This window comes from Corynebacterium freneyi (assembly GCF_030408835.1).
GTDB lineage: Bacteria > Actinomycetota > Actinomycetes > Mycobacteriales > Mycobacteriaceae > Corynebacterium > Corynebacterium freneyi.
In genome coordinates this window covers 1,074,255-1,091,183 of sequence record NZ_CP047357.1, presented here as the reverse complement: position 1 = coordinate 1,091,183, position 16,929 = coordinate 1,074,255, and the positions used below count along the sequence as shown (strand labels likewise).

At 69.9% G+C, this 16,929-nt stretch carries 14 protein-coding genes and 1 riboswitch; of the genes, 3 read left to right on the top strand and 11 right to left on the bottom strand.

Annotated elements, in window-relative coordinates; genetic code table 11:
• Nucleotides 1-75: 75 nt before the first annotated feature.
• Nucleotides 76-266: riboswitch (cobalamin riboswitch) on the bottom strand.
• 20 nt (nt 267-286) lie between these two features.
• The 8 genes from CFREN_RS05000 to CFREN_RS04965 all read right to left on the bottom strand — a co-directional run bounded on the left by CFREN_RS05000 (nt 287) and on the right by CFREN_RS04965 (nt 8,871).
• Entirely contained in the window at nt 287-1,339 is a 1,053-nt protein-coding gene (locus tag CFREN_RS05000; RefSeq protein WP_209653424.1) for a uroporphyrinogen decarboxylase/cobalamine-independent methonine synthase family protein, read from the bottom strand.
• Nucleotides 1,336-2,472, bottom strand: a complete 1,137-nt coding sequence (gene mnmA, locus CFREN_RS04995) for a tRNA 2-thiouridine(34) synthase MnmA (protein WP_209653426.1) — start codon at nt 2,470-2,472, stop codon at nt 1,336-1,338. Before mnmA ends, CFREN_RS05000 begins: the two co-directional genes overlap by 4 nt.
• Nucleotides 2,473-2,545: 73 nt before the next feature.
• Nucleotides 2,546-3,745: a cysteine desulfurase family protein gene (locus CFREN_RS04990; RefSeq protein ID WP_209653428.1), complete on the bottom strand. Its 1,200-nt coding sequence runs from the start codon at nt 3,743-3,745 to the stop codon at nt 2,546-2,548.
• 102 nt (nt 3,746-3,847) lie between these two features.
• Complete coding sequence (locus tag CFREN_RS04985; protein ID WP_070522821.1) at nt 3,848-4,798, bottom strand: electron transfer flavoprotein subunit alpha/FixB family protein; 951 nt, start codon at nt 4,796-4,798, stop codon at nt 3,848-3,850.
• Nucleotides 4,799-4,846: 48 nt separating this feature from the next.
• Entirely contained in the window at nt 4,847-5,632 is a 786-nt protein-coding gene (locus tag CFREN_RS04980) for an electron transfer flavoprotein subunit beta/FixA family protein (RefSeq protein WP_070522818.1), read from the bottom strand.
• Between the two features lie 259 nt (nt 5,633-5,891).
• Nucleotides 5,892-7,154, bottom strand: a complete 1,263-nt coding sequence (locus CFREN_RS04975) for a THUMP-like domain-containing protein (RefSeq protein ID WP_209653430.1) — start codon at nt 7,152-7,154, stop codon at nt 5,892-5,894.
• Entirely contained in the window at nt 7,151-8,011 is an 861-nt protein-coding gene (locus CFREN_RS04970) for an NUDIX hydrolase (protein WP_070522895.1), read from the bottom strand. The genes CFREN_RS04975 and CFREN_RS04970 overlap by 4 nt, the downstream gene beginning before the upstream one ends.
• A gap of 5 nt (nt 8,012-8,016) precedes the next feature.
• Nucleotides 8,017-8,871, bottom strand: coding sequence for an ABC transporter ATP-binding protein (locus CFREN_RS04965; protein ID WP_070522893.1), 855 nt, complete (start codon nt 8,869-8,871; stop codon nt 8,017-8,019).
• Nucleotides 8,872-9,123: 252 nt separating this feature from the next.
• Between CFREN_RS04965 and CFREN_RS04960 the strand changes: the two genes are divergently transcribed.
• Nucleotides 9,124-11,154 (top strand): maltotransferase domain-containing protein, encoded by a 2,031-nt coding sequence (locus CFREN_RS04960; RefSeq protein WP_209653433.1) that lies wholly within the window; start codon nt 9,124-9,126, stop codon nt 11,152-11,154.
• Between the two features lie 186 nt (nt 11,155-11,340).
• Nucleotides 11,341-13,536: a 1,4-alpha-glucan branching protein GlgB gene (glgB, locus tag CFREN_RS04955; RefSeq protein WP_209653435.1), complete on the top strand. Its 2,196-nt coding sequence runs from the start codon at nt 11,341-11,343 to the stop codon at nt 13,534-13,536.
• 20 nt (nt 13,537-13,556) lie between these two features.
• Here glgB and CFREN_RS04950 read toward each other — a convergent pair whose 3' ends face one another.
• Nucleotides 13,557-14,699: a serine hydrolase gene (locus CFREN_RS04950; RefSeq protein WP_224371701.1), complete on the bottom strand. Its 1,143-nt coding sequence runs from the start codon at nt 14,697-14,699 to the stop codon at nt 13,557-13,559.
• Nucleotides 14,700-15,034: 335 nt separating this feature from the next.
• On the opposite strand from CFREN_RS04950, the gene CFREN_RS04945 reads away from it, so the two are divergent.
• Nucleotides 15,035-15,430: a TIGR02611 family protein gene (locus CFREN_RS04945; RefSeq protein WP_209653437.1), complete on the top strand. Its 396-nt coding sequence runs from the start codon at nt 15,035-15,037 to the stop codon at nt 15,428-15,430.
• A gap of 51 nt (nt 15,431-15,481) precedes the next feature.
• Here CFREN_RS04945 and CFREN_RS04940 read toward each other — a convergent pair whose 3' ends face one another.
• Nucleotides 15,482-16,507, bottom strand: a complete 1,026-nt coding sequence (locus CFREN_RS04940; RefSeq protein ID WP_209653439.1) for a tetratricopeptide repeat protein — start codon at nt 16,505-16,507, stop codon at nt 15,482-15,484.
• Between the two features lie 80 nt (nt 16,508-16,587).
• On the bottom strand, nt 16,588-16,887 hold the full coding sequence (locus CFREN_RS04935) for a thiamine-binding protein (RefSeq protein ID WP_070522799.1): 300 nt from the start codon (nt 16,885-16,887) through the stop codon (nt 16,588-16,590).
• Between the last annotated feature and the right edge of the window lie 42 nt (nt 16,888-16,929).

Sequence of the window (16,929 nt, the reverse complement as noted above, 5' to 3'; positions counted from 1 at the left end):
GAGGCAGGGCGAAGCGGGAACTTGTTCAATTGGTCCACCTTCGTGGAAAACCGCCGCGATCTTTACGCGAGATGCGACGTCGATGACGAACCGGCGGGTCTTCGGACTCGAAGGCGACTCCCCCGCGCCTTCCCGGACGGTGCAGTGCACTCCAGTGGCCTCATGCGGGGGATGGATCCCTCTCACCGCTGCGCGACAGTTCCGGATTCACACCGGATTCCCTGACGCCGATTCCTTGCGCGACAACCGTAACATTCCAACGCCATCGACCCGGCCGAAAGGCGCGCTACAGGTCTCCCGCCGCCCGCGAGATCAATTCCGCGGTGCGACGGCCTGCGGCGTAGGCGGGGGCGATCCACGACGCGGGCGCACCGACGAAACCGCGGTCGACGGTGACGCCGACGTGGTCGACGAGGTCGGCGCGCGGGAACGACAGTTCGTCCCACAGCCGGGCGACGCGTTCGGCGATGTCGCGGGCTTCGGGTTCCAGGTATGCGCCGGTGTGTTCGTCGGTGGCGCCCGGGACCGCTGGCACGGCGCCGAACAGCAGATCCAGGCCGGCGGCGCGCAGGCGGCCGACTTCGTCGAGGGTGGCCGAGCCACGGATCGCCCCGATGGGCAGCGCGATTCGGGCGGCGCCCGATTCCAGCAGCGCCTTTTCCAGCGACGGCGGCCGCGGCCCCTCCCCCGACGTCCGCGCGACCAGCCCGGGAACCGCGATGGCGATGTCGGGCAGCCCCGAGCCTTCCGCCGTGAGCACCCGCCACTGCGCGGCCATTTCGCGGTAACCGACGGCGGGCAGCGACGTTCCCGCCACCGCCGCCTCGACCAGGCCCGCCGCGATCGCCGGGGCAGCGGGTTCGTGCATGACGACGGCCACCTCCGCTCCGAACCGCCGTCGCACGTCGGCGATGTGGGCGGCCAACCCCTCGGCGAGCGCGGCGGCGAGGTAGGACACGGCGCCGCGGTCGACCAGCATGCGGTGACCGTCGGCCAGCTCGATTGACGCCGCCAGCGTCCACGGCCCGACGACGGGCACGGTGACGGTCTCCGGCGTCGCGCCCCAGAACTCCTCGCAGACGTCGAGGTCGCGTTCCAGGTGGTCGGCGGCCAGCGACGCCGCGGCCCCCGGTCGATCGGCCACGCGCCACGACCGCGGGCCGACGTCCATCGACAGGTCCGCCAGGATCGCGCCGGTCCGCCCGATGGCGTCGGCACCGAGTCCCCGGTCGGCGAGGATGGGCAGGTGTGGAGTGGCCCCGCATTCCCCGGCGAGGATCTCCGCCGCCGCGCGCACGTCGGTACCCGGCAGCGGCCCCAGACCCGAAAACGCGGTCACCGGTCCGCCTCCTTCTCCGTCGACGCGATGGTGCCGGACCCCAGCACGATGTCGCCGTCGGCGTCGGGGCGGTAGAGCACGGCCGCCTGCCCGGGGGCCACCCCGCGCAACGGTTCGGCGAGGACGCAGATGAACGCCCCTCCGGTGCCCGCCGCATCCACCGGGCCGGTCCACGACACGGTGCACGGCACGGGGCGGCCATGCGCCCGCACCTGCACCTCCGCATCGAATTCCGCCGGGGGGCCGCCCGCGTCGACGCCGGCGTCGTCGTAAAGCCACACCGCCCGATCGACGTGGAGCACCCGGACATCCAGGTCCTCGCGTCGTCCGACGGTCACCGTGCCCGTGCCGGCATCGACGCCCGTGACGTAACGCGGCTTGCCGTCGACGGCGGGACCCGGCAGCCCGAGGCCCTTGCGCTGGCCGATGGTGAAGGCGTCGACGCCGCCGTGGTCGGCGAGCTTCTCCCCCGTCGCACCGTCGACCACCGCACCCGGCCGCCGCGGAATGTGACGGCCCAGAAACGCCTGGGTGTCGCCGTCGGGGATGAAGCAGATGTCCGTCGAATCCGGCTTATTCGCGATGGAGATGCCGCGGGCCGCCGCCTCCGCGCGAATCTGCGGCTTCTCGGTGTCGCCGATGGGAAACAGCGACCGCGACAGCTGATGCCGGTCGAGCACGCCGAGCACATACGACTGGTCCTTCGCCGGATCGCCGGCGCGCCGCAGCCGACCGTCGTCGTCGACCAACGCGTAATGGCCCGTGGCCACCGCATCGAACCCCAACGCCAGCCCACGGTCGAGCAAGGCCTGGAACTTGATGCGCTCGTTGCAGCGCAGGCACGGGTTCGGAGTCTCGCCGCGGGCGTAGGAATCGATGAAATCGTCGACGACCTCGGCACGGAACCGCTCCGAGAAATCCCACACGTAAAACGGGATGCCCAACAGGTCCGCGACCCGGCGGGCGTCGCCGGAATCCTCCAGCGAGCAGCAGCCGCGGGCGCCGGCGCGCAGCGTGACGGGATCCTTGGCCAGCGCCAGGTGCACGCCGACGACGTCATGGCCGGCATCGACCAGCCGCGCCGCCGCCACGGCCGAATCCACGCCGCCGCTCATCGCCGCCAACACCCGCATCGCGCTACCTCCCGTGGGCTTCGCCCTTCGTTTCCGTCCGATTCCGTCGTCCCCGTCACCGCACTGCACGGGATCAGGCCATGCCCGCCGCGCGCGCCCGTGCGACGGTATCACCCATCACGGACAGCACCGCATCGACGTCGGCGGCCGTGGAATCCCAGCCCAGCGTCAGCCGCAGCGCACCGCGCGACACCGCGACGTCGACGCCCATCGCCTCGAGCACGTGGCTGGCCCGATTGACGCCTGCGGCACACGCCGAGCCGGTCGCGGCGGAAATCCCGGCGGCGTCGAGAAGCATGATGAGGCTGTCGCCCTCCGCCCCCGTCACGCTGACGTGGACGTGCCCGGGCAACGCGGGCTCGGTGGTGTGCACGACGATGCCGTCGAGGTCGCGGATGCCGGAGAGCAGACGATCCCGGAGCGTGACGACGGCCCGGCGTTCCTCCTCCATCGCCGTGGTCGCGGTGCGCAGTGCGGCGGCCATTCCGGCGGCGGCGGCGACGTCCGGAGTGCCCGACCGCAGGCCCCGTTCCTGGCCGCCCCCGGCGTTGAGCGCGGTCAACGACGTCGAACGCCGCACCAGCAGGACGCCGATTCCGCGCGGGCCGCCGAACTTGTGGGCCGACGCGGCGAGGGTGGCCGCCCCCGACTTCCCGAAATGCACCGGCACGTGGCCGACCGCCTGAACGGCGTCGACGTGGACGGGCGCGTCGTGGTCGGAGGCCGCCGCGATGAACTCGTCCACGGGCTGGATGGCGCCGGTTTCGTTGTTCGCCCACTGGCACGTCCACGCGTGGTGGGGTGCATCGGCGACGGCGGGGTCGGCGCACGGCTCCCGGAGCGCGCCCACGCACACCCGTCCGGCGGCGTCCACCGGGGCCTCCACGACGCGGGCGCCATGGTGCTCGGCCAAGTGCGCGGCGGCCTTGCGGATCGCGTCATGCTCGACGGGAGTGGTCACCACCGTGCCGGGCGCGCCCGACTTCGCCGCCGACGCCAGGTACAGGCCGCGCAGACCGAGATTGTCGGCCTCGGTGCCTCCGGAGGTGAACACGACCTCCACGGGCTCGGCGCCGAGGTCGGCGGCGATGGATTCGCGCGCCTCCTCCAGGATCTTCCGTGCGGCCCGCCCTTCCGCATACTGCGAATTGGGGTTGCCGGCGCCGAGTGCGGCGATCATCGCCTCGCGGGCCGCCGGGCGCAGCGGAGACGTCGCGGCATGGTCGAGGTGGTGGCGCGGCCGGGTGGTGCGGGAATCATCGGTGCTGGACATCCCGGACAGAGTAGCGCGTCGCCGCGGCCTCGCCGGTGCACCGGGCACGGCGAAGGGGCCGCCCGCATGCTGCGGACGGCCCCTTTCGCGGATCGGGAAGGCTTACGCCTTCTTGATCTCCTCGGTGGCCTGCGGGGCCACGTTGAAGAGGTCGCCGATGACGCCGAAGTCGGCGATTTCGAAGATCGGCGCCTCCTCGTCCTTGTTGACGGCGACGACGGTCTTGGAGGTCTGCATGCCCGCCTTGTGCTGGATCGCACCGGAGATGCCCAGGGCGATGTACAGGTCCGGGGACACGGTCTTGCCGGTCTGGCCGACCTGGAACTGGCCCGGGTAGTAGTCGGCGTCGACGGCGGCGCGGGAGGCGCCGACCGCGGCACCGAGGGCGTCGGCCATCGGCTCGACGACGTCGGCGAAGCCCTCGGCGGACGCGACGCCGCGGCCACCGGAGACGACGATCTTGGCCTCGGTCAGCTCGGGGCGGTCGCCGCCCTCGGCCGGGGTGAAGGACACGATCTCGACGGCGGTGTCGTCCGCGGCCGGGTACTCCACGGCGGTGACGGACGGCGAGGCGGCGGCCTCGACCGGGTCGACGGAGCCCGGGCGCAGGGCGTAGACCGGGGAGGCGCCGTAGCCGGCACCCTCGACGATGAACTCGCCGCCGAAGATCGAGTAGACCACGGAGCGGTCGTCCTTGATCTCCACGACGTCGGACAGAACGCCGGAGCCGGTCAGGGCGGCGACGCGGCCGGCGATCTCCTTGCCGGCGGCGGAGGCGGCGACGAGGACGGGGACCTGGCGCTCGGAGGCCAGGCCCACGAGGACGCCGACCTCGGGGGTGATCAGGTGCTTGCCGGCCTCATCGGACTCGGCGGCGAGGATCTCGCCGGCACCGTACTTGCCGAGGGTCTCGGCGAAGTTCTCGGCGGTGCCGGGCTTGCCGACAACCACGGCCGCGGGGGTGCCGAAGGCACGGGCGGCGGTGAGGAGCTCGGCGGTGGTGTTCTTCAGTTCGCCATCGTTGTGGTCGACGAGAACGAGGACGTCGGTCATTGTGATTCTTCTCCTGCTGTTCGTTCGTGCGGTGTTCGCGATGGGCGCTTAGATGAACTTCTGGGCCTTGAGGTATTCGGCCAGCTTCACGCCGGCGTCGCCCTCGTCGGTGATGCGCTCGCCCGCGGTCTTCGGCGGCTTCGGCGTCGCGGAGGTCACCGAGGTGGCGGCGTTCTCCAGGCCGACCTGCTCGGCCTCGGCGGCGACGTCGGCCAGGGTCAGCTCGCGGACCGGCTTCTTCTTCGCGGCCATGATGCCCTTGAAGGAGGCGAAGCGCGGCTCGTTGGCCTTCTCCGTCACCGACACGATGGCCGGGAGGTTCGCCTTGAGCTGGTGGATGCCGTCCTCGGTCTCGCGCTCGCCGGTGACGGTGGAGCCGTCGACGGAGACGGAGCGCATGTGGGTGAGGACCGGCAGGCCGCGGTAGACGCCGAGCACGGCCGGGACGGTGCCGGTGCCGCCGTCGGTGGAGGCGTTGCCGGTGATGATGAGGTCGACGTCGCCGATGGCGTCGATGACGGTGGACAGGGCCCACGCGGTCTGGATGGCGTCGGAGCCGGCCAGGGCGTCGTCGGACAGGATGACGGCGTCGTCGGCGCCCATGGACAGGGCCTTGCGGAGGGCCTCGACGGCGCGCTCCGGGCCGATGGTGGCGACGGTGACGTTGCCGCCGTGCTCTTCCTTCAGCTGCAGGGCGGCCTCGACGGCGTTCTCGTTGATCTCGTCGAGCACGGCGTCGGCGCTTTCGCGGTCGAGCGTGAAGTCGTCGTCGGCGAGCTTGCGCTCGGACCAGGTGTCCGGGACCTGCTTGACCAGAACCACGATGTTCGGCATGTGTCTGTCGTCCTTACTGGTTGAGTGACTGTGAACGTGTCATGAATTTATCCGGCGCACCCGCGGCGCGGGTCATGTTCGCACCCGAAACGGTGTTTGCGTGACCGCGGCCGGTCGGCGCGCCCTCTGTGTCGAAGGTAACAGAGTCAAGGGTGAACTGTAGGTGATCCACGTAACAATGTCGATATTTTTTCGTTTCTAGTTGAGTGAATCTCCATTAACGCAGGGTGACAAAGGCGCACGTCGGGTACCCCCGCCTCTACGACTCCGGTCCCCACTGCCGTTGGCCGCACACGAAGGCGGTCGCCGTCGACCCGATCCGGGTGATCACGACGCCGAGCTGCGCGCCTTTCCCGCCGCCCTTCTTCGCCCCGCCGAGCTTCCATTGCCTGCGCAGCACGTCCGGATTGACGTCGACGCCGCGCACGAGGATCTCCGCCGATGCGCAGTCCCGCGCCGCCAGCGCCCGCTTGACCTTCTTCAGCGGCACCTGCTCGAGCACCTCGAATCCGGAGGCCCCGGGCGGGATGGCGTCGCCGGTGAGGTGGGCGATGCGTTCGTCGAGTTGCCGCAGCCCGTGCGCGGTGGCGTAGTGGCGCACCAGCCCGGCGCGCACGACCGCCCCGTCGGGGTCGATGATCCAGCGCCCCGCATCCCCGACGCCGCAATCGTCGGGCATCGTGTCGTCGTAGCGTTCCCCGACGGCGCCCTCGCCCCGGGTCCGCAGCAGGTGGGCGCTTCGCGTGACGACGTCTCCCCCGTCCCCCAGAGGTGTGGCCGCAAGTCCCGGCGTGTACAGGCACGCTTCCTTGACCCCGCCGTCGACCGAGGTGACGGCGGCTTCGCCCTCCCAGTCGGAGTAGTCGATGCCGGGGGCGCATTTGACGGCCATCTCGTGATTGCGGCGGACGCCCGGGCCACGCCAGGCGTCGATGAGGTCGGGCAACGGCGGCAGGAGATCCTCCGGCCGGAGGATGCGGCGGCCGCCGGCCCGGCGCGCGGGATCGGCGACGATGATCATCCCCTCGCTCACCGGGGCCAGCGCATCGGCGACGACGACGTGCGCGTCCGGAGCATTGTGGCGGGCCATGAGCACTCGCGCCATGTCCAGGTCGGACCCCAGCACGGGAAACGCGCCGACGGCGGATTCGGCCCGGTACTCCGTCAACGCGGCGATCTCCGCGCCGATGGAGCACGTGACGTCATGCACCCCCGGGGCGACGCCCTCCCCGACGGCCGTCGTCAAGCGTTCGGCGCGGGCCCGCGCCACGGCCGCATGCGTGGCCTGCTGCGCGGAATCGGAGTCCAGCAGCCACCACCCGGGCAGTTTTCCCGCCGTCGACCGGCGCGCCCGCTCCAACTCGACCACCGCCCGGGCCAACTCCGCCGACTCACCCAGCGATTCCCGCAGGTGCGTGAGATCGGCCAGGAGGGAGGCGTCGGAAAGCTCGAGGCCCGCGGCGGCTCCGGCCAACCCGGGATCGGCGAGCAGCGCCCGGACCTCCGCCGAAGACAGGCTCACCGGCGACCCCGCTCGGCGAGATCCCGCAGATGCCCCAGATGCGTGGACACCGCGAAGAACTCGTCCATGAACGGGTCCCCGAAGAAATCGCTGGTCGTGCGATGCGGCGGCTCCTGCCCCGAATCCGCCGCGGCAAGGACCTCGGCCACCGTCGTGTACCGCACCAGCCGCTTGATCTGCGCCCACGTCGGGGGCATGAGACCGACCTTGCGGTCGCGCCAACCCTCCATCAGCGCCGTCGGCCGGAACCACCCCGTCGACGACGCCTCGGACGTGTCACCGTCTGCGATCTGCCCCTCCGGCTGCGCCGCCAGGAAGAAATACGTGTCGTAGCGCGTGGGCATGCCCTCCGGAGTCACCCAATTGCTCCACGGCCGCAGCAAGTCGGAGCGAAGGCACAGCCCCTCGTCCGCCATGAAGTCCGAAAACGACAGCTCATGGGACTCCAACGCCTTGCGCCGGGCATGGAACCGCCCCGAATCGACGACCACGTCACCCGACGCATCCGCCGCCAGCAATGTTCCCGTCTCCTCGAACGTCTCGCGCACCGCCGCGCACACCAACGCACGGGCCGTCGCCGGCGCGACGTCGAACGCCTCCGCCCACCACTGCGGCGGATGCCCCGACCACGCCAAACTCGGACTGTCGTGGCCGTCGCCGTCGACGTCGCCCGGGAAGTCGCGGGCATCGACCCCGCCGCCCGGGAACACCGTCATGTTCGCCGCGAACTTCATGGTGCTCACGCGCTCCTGCACGTACACCTCGATGCCGTGCACCGAATCGCGCACCAACAACACCGTCGACGCCAACCGCGGGGTCGCCGGAATCGCGGCACCCTTCTTCTGCGAACCACCCATGCCGGTCACTCCTTCCTCCGGTGCGCACCGGCCCGGCGCGCCCGGCGCGCGAAGAACCGGCCGTCGATGCGATCCACCGCAATGGACTGGTGGAAGGCCTTCGACAGATTTTCACTCGTGAGCACATCGTCGATGAGCCCCTGGGCCACCACGCCACCGTCGTCGAGAAGCATCGCGTGGGTGAAACCGAACGGAATCTCCTCCACGTGGTGGGTGATCATGACGATCGCCGGCGCATCCGCATCCAACGCCAGATCACCGAGATAGCCCACCAGATCCTCGCGCCCGCCGAGATCCAGGCCCGCGCCCGGCTCGTCGAGAAGCAGCAGCTCCGGATTGACCATCAGGGCCCGCGAAATGAGCACCCGCTTGCGCTCGCCCTCCGACAACGTCCCCCACGTGCGATCCGCCAGATGCTCGGCGCCCATCTTCTCCAGGATGTCCGCGGCCTGGCGGAAGTCCATCTCCTCGTACGTCTCGCGCCACCGGCCCAACACCGAATACGACGCCGAGATGACCAGGTCCGCCACCTTCTCGTCGGCGGGAATCCGATGCGCCAGCGCCGACGACGTCAAGCCGATCATCGTGCGCAGGTCCCGCATGTCCGTGCGCCCCAGACGCTCCCCCATCACCCGGGCCACGCCCGACGACGGAAACTCCTCCGCCGCCGCGACGCGCATCAGCGACGTTTTGCCCGCGCCGTTCGGCCCGAGCACCACCCAGCGCTCGTCGAGCTCGACCTGCCAATCCAGCGGGCCGACCAGGGTGCGGCCGCCGCGCTTGAGCGAGACCCCGCGGAAATCGATCAGCAGGTCCTCGTCGAAGTCGTCGTCGTTGAAGTCAGAGTCAAAGTCAGCCACGTCACCATCGTGCCCCACTTCCCCGCCCCGCGCCCCGACGCGCTCCCCCGCGTGGCGGCCGACGTGCGGCATCCGGGCCGCGGCGTCCGGTGTTACCCGATCGGGGCCGACCGGCGAATTCCTCCCCTGTGGGATCGGCGAACCTCCACTACGCTGGAGGGAGTATCCGCGGCGGCCGGCAGGTCGCCGCCGGGGACGCACGGTGGACGCACCATCGGATGACACGAACGCGACGCGAAGGAGACCCCCAAGGTGACCGGACGACTCGGAATCGACGACGTACGACCCCAGGTGGACGGCGGCGCCACCCCGTCCAAGGCGGTGGCCGGTGAAGTCGTCCCCGTCTTCGCCGTCGTCTGGCGCGAGGGCCACGATGCGCTCAATGCGACGCTGAACGTCAAGGGCCCGAAGGAATCCTCCTTCGCCGCCCGCACCCAGCGCATCCCCATGCGCTTCAGCGACCACGACCCCAACCAGGTCAACGCCACCTTCGTCCCCGACGCCCCCGGCCTGTGGACCTTCCGCGTCGACGCCTGGTCCGACCCGATGGCCACCTGGCGCAACGCCGTGATCAAGAAGATCGAGGCCGGGCAGTCCGCGGAGGAGCTGGCCAACGACCTCGAGATCGGCGCCCGCCTGTTCGACCGCGCCGCCACCGGCGCCGCCACCGTGTACCGCTCGCACCTGCGCGGCGTGGCCCAGTCGCTGCGCTCCGACGCCGAACTGCGCGCCCGCGTTTCCCCGGCCCTGTCCGACGAGACCCGCGGCATCCTCGAACTCCACCCGCTGCGCGAGCTGCTCACCCGCGGCAAGACCCGCAAGGTCCTCGTCGAGCGCCGCGAGGCCCTGTTCGGCTCCTGGTACGAGTTCTTCCCGCGCTCCAACGGCGGTTTCGACGAAGACGGCAACCTCCTGCACGGCACGTTCACCACCGCCCTCCCCCAGCTCGACCGCGCCGCCCGCATGGGATTCGACGTCGTCTACCTGCCCCCGATCCACCCGATCGGCGAAATCAACCGCAAGGGCCGCAACAACACCCTGACCGCGGAGCCGGGCGACGTCGGCTCCCCGTGGGCCATCGGCTCGGCCGACGGCGGCCACGACGCCATCGAGCCGAAGCTCGGCGGCGAAGACGAGTTCGCCGAGTTCGTCAAGGCGGCCGAGGAACGCGGCCTGGAGGTCGCCATCGACCTGGCCCTGCAGTGCGCCCCCGACCACCCGTGGGCCGAGGCGCACCCGGACTGGTTCACCGTCCTGCCCGACGGCACCATCGCCTACGCCGAGAACCCGCCGAAGAAGTACCAGGACATCTACCCCCTGAACTTCGACAACGACCCGAAGGGCCTCTACGCGGAGGTCCTGCGCGTCGTGAAGTTCTGGGTCAAGCGCGGCGTCAAGGTCTTCCGCGTGGACAACCCGCACACCAAGCCGGGCAACTTCTGGGAATGGCTCATCGAGACCGTCCACGAAACCAACCCGGAGGTCATCTTCCTCGCCGAGGCCTTCACCGCCCCGGCCCGCCTGTACGGCCTGGCCAAGGCCGGCTTCACGCAGTCCTACATCTACTTCCCGTGGAAGACCACGAAGAAGGAGCTGAAGGAGTTCGGCGAGGAAATCGTCAAGCACACCGACATCGCCCGCCCGTCCCTGTGGGTCAACACCCCGGACATCCTCCACGACTTCCTGGTCAAGGGCGGTCGCGCCGCCTTCGCCATCCGCGCCGCGCTGGCGTCGACCATGTCGCCGCTGTGGGGCATGTACTCCGGCTACGAGCTCTACGAAAACGTGCCGGTCAAGGAAGGCTCCGAAGAGTACCTGGACAGCGAGAAGTACCAGCTGCGCCACCGCGACTACGACGCCGCGCTGGAATCCGGCGACTCCCTCGAGCCTTTCATCACCCTGCTCAACACCCTGCGCCGCGAGCACCCGGCCCTGCAGCAGCTGCGGACCCTGCGTTTCCACGACATCGGCAACGACAATCTGCTGGCGTACTCCAAGATCGACCCGCTGACCGGCGACGCCGTCATGGTCGTCGTCAATCTCGATCCGTGGAACGCCCAGGAGGGCATCCTCGACATCGACATGAATTCCATCGGCCGCCGCAGCACCGACCGCATGGACGTCGAGGACCTGATCACCGGGCAGCGCTTCGACTGGGGCAAGGAGAACTTCATCCGCCTCGAGCCGTGGTCGAACGTGGCCCACATCGTCCAGCTGCCCGACGTGCCCGAGAGCCTGCGCCGCAAGCTGGCGTGGCGCGACGTCCCCGACTACGAGGGCTAAACGGCGCCCCCGGCCCCACCCGGGGTCACCCCGGCACGGGCCCCGCCACACGCGCATACGCTGGAGGCGGGTCCGTCCGAATTCCCGGTCGGGACTTCGGCGTGCCCCGACGCAACACAGTTCGACCCGATCCCCGTTCGGCCCGTCCCACGACGAATACACCGGAATCCACCTGGAAGGACCGCCATGAGCGCCCCCACCGATCCGCGCCTGACCATCCCGGCCGGAGACATGGATCGTCTCCGCAGCTGCACGCACCACGACCCCCACTCGTTCTACGGTGCGCACCTGATCGACGGCGACACCGTCATCCGCGCCCGCATTTTCGGCGCGACCGCGGTGACCGTCGTCTCCACCCGGGGAGAATTCGAGGCCGAACCGGTCGGCGACGACGTCTACGCGGCATTGGTTCCGGGTGAGCCGGACTTCGATTACCGCCTGCGCGTCACGTGGGCCGACGGTTCCGTCGAGGAACGCGCGGACGCCTACCGCTTCCTGCCGACGGTCCAGGAGGGTGATCTCCACCTGATCGGCGAAGGCCGCCACGAGCGCCTGTGGGAGGCGCTGGGCGCGCATCCGCGCACCTACGACACCGAACTGGGCGAGGTGTCCGGCGTGTCCTTCTCCGTGTGGGCGCCCAACGCCCGCGGCGTGGCGGTGATCGGCGACTTCTGCATGTGGAACGGCGCCCAGTACCCGATGCGCTCCATGGGCGGATCGGGCGTGTGGGAGGTCTTCATCCCGGGCGTCGGCCCGGGCGAGGTCTACAAGTTCGCCATCACCACCCCGGAGGGACACCGCCGCGACAAGGCCGACCCGATGGCCTTCGCCACCGAGGTCCCGCCGGCCACCGGTTCCGTCGTCGCCGAGTCCGAATACCGATGGAGGGACGACGAGTGGATGGCCAAGCGCGCCACCACCGACTGGCGGGCCGAGCCGATGTCGATCTACGAGGTCCACCTCGGCTCGTGGAAGCGGGGCCTGTCGTACGAGGTCATGACCGAGCAGCTGGTGCGCTACGTCAAGGACATGGGCTACACCCACGTGGAGTTCATGCCGGTCGCCGAGCACCCGTTCGCCGGTTCCTGGGGCTACCAGGTCACCTCCTACTACGCCCCGACCAGCCGTTTCGGTTCGCCGGATCAGCTGCGCGCCCTCATCGACGCCTTCCACGCCGCCGGCATCGGCGTCATCGTCGACTGGGTTCCGGGCCACTTCCCCAAGGACGACTGGGCGCTGGCCCGCTTCGACGGCACCGCCTGCTACGAGCACCCGGACTGGCGTCGCGGCGAGCAGAAGGACTGGGGCACCTACGTCTTCGACTTCGGCCGCAACGAGGTCCGCAACTTCCTGTACGCCAACGCCCTGTACTGGGCCGAGGAGTTCCACATCGACGGCGTGCGCGTCGACGCCGTCGCGTCGATGCTCTACCTCGACTACTCCCGCAACGAGGGCGAGTGGCTGCCGAACCAGTACGGCGGCCGCGAAAACCTCGACGCCGTGCAGTTCCTGCAGGAGTTCAACGCCACGGTGCACAAGCACCACCCGGGGTTCCTCACCATCGCCGAGGAGTCCACGTCGTGGCCTGGCGTCACCGCCGCGACCGAGGACGGGGGCCTGGGCTTCACCATGAAGTGGAACATGGGCTGGATGAACGACACCCTGGAGTACTTCTCCAAGGATCCGATCCACCGTTCGTACCACCATCACGAGATCACCTTCGCGATGGTCTACGCCTACTCCGAGAAGTTCATCCTGCCGTTCAGCCACGACGAGGTCGTGCACGGCAAGGGTTCGCTGTGGGAGCGGATGCCGGGCGACGACTGGAACAAGGCAGCCGGCCTGCGCACCCTGCTGTCCTTCATGTGGAGCCACCCGGGCAAGCAGCTGCTGTTCCAGGGCCAGGAGCTGGGCCAGAACCGCGAGTGGAACCATGACGAGTCCATCGCGTGGGACAACCTCGAGGGCTGGGGCGGCGAGTTCCACCGCGGCATCCAGTTGCTGGTCAAGGACCTCAACGCCATCTACCGCGACACCAACGCCCTGTGGTCGCAGGACGATCGTCCGGAGGGCTTCTCCTGGATCAACGCCGACGACACGAACAACAGCGTGCTGTCCTTCGTCCGCTACGGCGACGACGGGTCCGTGTTGGCGTGCGTGCTCAACCTGTCCGGTGCGACGCAGGAGCGTTACCGCATCGGTGTCCCGCGTACGGGTGCGTGGCGCGAGGTGCTCAACACCAACGACGAGCGCTACGCCGGTTCGGGCTACGGCCTCAACGGCACCCTGGAGGCCGAGTCGCACGGCTGGAACGGCCAGGATCAGTCCATCGAGCTGACCCTGCCGGCCAACACCGCGATCTGGTTCCGCCACGAGGGCTGATCCCGGGCGGCGCAGCTTGCCTAGGACGCCCGGTAGGGGTTGAACCAGTCGGGTTCGAGGGTCTCGTCGTACTGCGGCTCGGCGGTGGCGTCCGCGTCGGCCAGTCGGTCGGCGATGCCGTCGCCGTCCTCGTCGGCGCTCCACGTCGCGGCGTCCTTCGGGCTCACGGGCTTCCCGTCGTCGTCGAGGCGGTTGTAGTCCGGCAACAGCGGGGCGATCCGCCCGCCGAGCTGGCCGAGCAGCGCGTCGGTGAGTTCGTTCATAGGGGTCCCGAAGCGGGTCGTGATGCCGTAGGCCACGGGGCCCGCGGCGGTGTAGAGGATGCCGTGGTCATTGGTGCCTTCGCCGGTGTCGCCGGTCTTCTGCACGGCGGAACCGACGTACATGGCGAACTTCTGCGCCCCTCCGTACGTCAGGTACGTCAGCGCCTGCTGCGCGGTGTCCCGGTCGATGAAGTCGTGGTCGCCGCGCCCGTCGGCGACTTCCTGGATCCGCGCCATGAACAGCGCGGCCTGGCTCGGCGAGATCCACGAACGGTCGCCGGAGGGGTTCGGGATGTTCATCTTGTTGCCCAGGTGGTAGCGCTCGCCGTCGACGCCGGCCGCCTCGATGACGTCGTTGACCGCATCGAATCCGCCGACGGCGTCGATGAGGCCGTTGGCGGCGGTGTTGTCGGAGTAGGCCATCACGTAGCGCACCAACGTGTCCACGGTGTAGTCGCCCGGGCCGATGACGCTGCCGCCGACGGCGTCCTCCCAGTCGACGGTGACGATCTCGTCGAGGTCGTCGCCGAAAGTGTTCAGCGCGGTGACGACGAGCGGGGCCTTGATGGTCGACGCCGAGTACTGCTTTTCGTCGCCGCCGGCCGCTGCGGTCAGGCCGCGGTACGGGCCGTCGATGACGCGGAGGTAGACGGCCAGGTCGATGCCGTACAGGTCGTAGAAGTCGTCGACGGCGTCGTCGAGGATCTTCTGCGCGTCGGTCCACTCCACTTCCTCCGACGGGTCCCACCCGTCGACGGATTCGACGGTGGCCGTCGGGTTCTCGGTGGCGGGGGCGTCGCCGCCGCCGATCGTGCAGCCGGCCAGCAGCGCGGTGACCGTCATGCCGGCCAGGATGAGTCCGGGGACCTTCCTCGCCGTCCCCGTTCGTGCTCGCATCATCGTCTCCTGGGTGTCGCCCCGGGCGCCGCATCCCGTCGGGCTGGCGCGTTCGGGCCGCGAAAAGACGCCCGGTCCGCTTCCGGAAGTCGGGCGTCGACGTTTCTTCTTCGGTGAACGTCGGCAGAGTACCAGGTCACGGCCGTCGTCAAGCATCGGCTTCCAACGGACGCACCCGAAAATCCCCCCCCATATGCCGGCGATGGAGCGGTTTCGCCGTGTTTTCGACGGGCGCTCACGGCTGCGGGATGGCAAAATCGTCGGAATATGCGCCCGGACCACCGAACGGTCGCGGGACGGACGCGCGGCACGGACGCGAGCATCGGAAGGGAGGGCCCGTGGAGGAGAGGATCAGCCGGTTGATGGACCGGATGAAGGACCGCCACGAGCGGATGCGGCGGCGTTGGTACGGCCCCGTCCTGTCCCCGATCCTGCTCGTCCTGGGGTTTTGCCTGCTCATCGTGGGCGTCGTCATTTTGCCCACGCCGGCGCCCGGCTGGCTGTTGATCTTCGTGTCACTGGGCCTGCTGTCGTTGGTCCATCCGCCCATGCGGCGGCTCAACGTGCGGCTGGCCCGGCTTTACGACGACGCCGAGGAATGGTTCCGCGCCCGACACTGGGCCACGCAAGTGGCCCTGGGAGCCGTTCTGACGATCTCGGTGGCCGCGGTCATGGCGTCGGTCTGGTACTTCGTCGCCCCCGACGACTGGCCGTACACCCACCAGGACGCCTGAGCCGGGGGCACTCTCCCGTCCGGCCCCGCCCCGCCCCGTCCGCCCCGGGTTCTAGAACAGCGCGCTGGCCATCCGACGGCGGGCGTCGAGGGCGACGGGATCGGCGGCGTCGAAAAGCTGCAGCAGATCCAGCAGTCGGTCCTTGACGGCGGTGCGATCGTCGCCGAACACCGTCGGCAGCAGCACCAGCAGACGCTCGAGCGACTGCGCCGGATCGCCGACGAGCATCTCCACGTCGGCGGCGTCCAGCGCCAGCTCCACGTTCTTCGGGTCCGCGTCGGCGCGGGCGACCGGGTCGGAGGAACGGTCGATCTTCTGGGCCCGGGCGAGGAACGCCACGTTGGTGCGCGCCGCCTTCAGCTCCGCGTTGGCCGGCTCGGACTGGAGGATCTCGTCGTACACCGCCACCGCGCCGTCGAAGTCGCCCTCGTTGAGCTTGTCCTCGGCGACCTGCAGGCGGGGATCATCCGTCGGGGGCTTCAGGCCGGCGCCCTCGTCGGGGCCCTCCTCCCCCTCGCCCATCATGCGGGTGCCGGCGGGCAGGCCCTTCAGGCGGCCGCGAGTGGCGTCCATGACCGCCTCGATCCACTGGTCCATGTACTCGCGGGTCTGTTCGCCGACGAACTGGCCGATCGGCTGGCCCATCGCCACGGCCACCACGGTCGGCAGGGCCTGCACGCCGAAGGCGCGGGCGACGTCGAACTGCGTGTCCGCATCCACCCACGCTGCGATCCAGTTGAGGTTCGCCTCGCGCGCCATCTCCTCCAGCAGCAGCCGCATCCGCACCGACTCCGGCGACGCCGCCGCGCCGATGAGCACCACCACCGGCACCTGCTCGGAACGGATGACCACCTCGGGCTCGAAATTCTCGACGGTGGCCTCCACCAACGGCGGCAGTCCCTCTCCCTGGTCGGAGATGCGCTTTTCCGCCTCGGCCCGGGCGTCGGCCTCGCGCTTCAGGGCCTCCAAATCCACGGTGCCCGGCGGCGGCGGAGGCGTCGAGCACGAGCGGTGGCCGCCGTGGGAGTGTCCGTGCGAGTGCGAGTGGCCATGGGAATGTCCGTGGGCATGCGTCATGGGAATGGGATCCTAACGGTCGTGGGAAACTGTCGGCCGGTCGGGCGGGACGACGGGCCGTCGTCAAGCAAAAAAGCGGCCTACTCCGCGAGGCGACGCTCCACCGCATCCACCTTCGCCGACAACTGCCCCGTGAACCCCGGGCGAATGTCGGCCTTGAGCACCAGCGACGTGCGCGGCGCGACGGACGACACGGCTTCGGTGGCGCGCTTGACGACGTCCATCACCTCATCCCACTCGCCCTCGACGAGAGTGAACATGGCGTTGGTTTCGTTGGGCAAGCCCGACTCGCGAACCACCCGGACGGCCTCGGCGACGGCCGCGGACATCCCCTCATCGGGATCCACGGACGCGGGGGCGACGGAAAAGGCGACGATCATGCATCCCAGCGTAGCGCCGCCGCCGAGGCAAACACCGTATTC

What these genes read in the sequence shown, in the direction of transcription:
- CFREN_RS04985 (WP_070522821.1), bottom strand. Translation starts at nt 4,798, where the DNA reads ATGACCGACGTCCTCGTTCTCGTCGACCACAACGATGGCGAACTGAAG.
- CFREN_RS04940 (WP_209653439.1), bottom strand. Translation starts at nt 16,507, where the DNA reads ATGACGCATGCCCACGGACATTCCCATGGCCACTCGCACTCGCACGGA.
- CFREN_RS04970 (WP_070522895.1), bottom strand. Translation starts at nt 8,011, where the DNA reads ATGGGTGGTTCGCAGAAGAAGGGTGCCGCGATTCCGGCGACCCCGCGG.
- glgB (WP_209653435.1), top strand. Translation starts at nt 11,341, where the DNA reads ATGAGCGCCCCCACCGATCCGCGCCTGACCATCCCGGCCGGAGACATG.
- CFREN_RS04935 (WP_070522799.1), bottom strand. Translation starts at nt 16,887, where the DNA reads ATGATCGTCGCCTTTTCCGTCGCCCCCGCGTCCGTGGATCCCGATGAG.
- CFREN_RS04990 (WP_209653428.1), bottom strand. Translation starts at nt 3,745, where the DNA reads ATGTCCAGCACCGATGATTCCCGCACCACCCGGCCGCGCCACCACCTC.
- mnmA (WP_209653426.1), bottom strand. Translation starts at nt 2,472, where the DNA reads ATGCGGGTGTTGGCGGCGATGAGCGGCGGCGTGGATTCGGCCGTGGCG.
- CFREN_RS04950 (WP_224371701.1), bottom strand. Translation starts at nt 14,699, where the DNA reads ATGATGCGAGCACGAACGGGGACGGCGAGGAAGGTCCCCGGACTCATC.
- CFREN_RS04980 (WP_070522818.1), bottom strand. Translation starts at nt 5,632, where the DNA reads ATGCCGAACATCGTGGTTCTGGTCAAGCAGGTCCCGGACACCTGGTCC.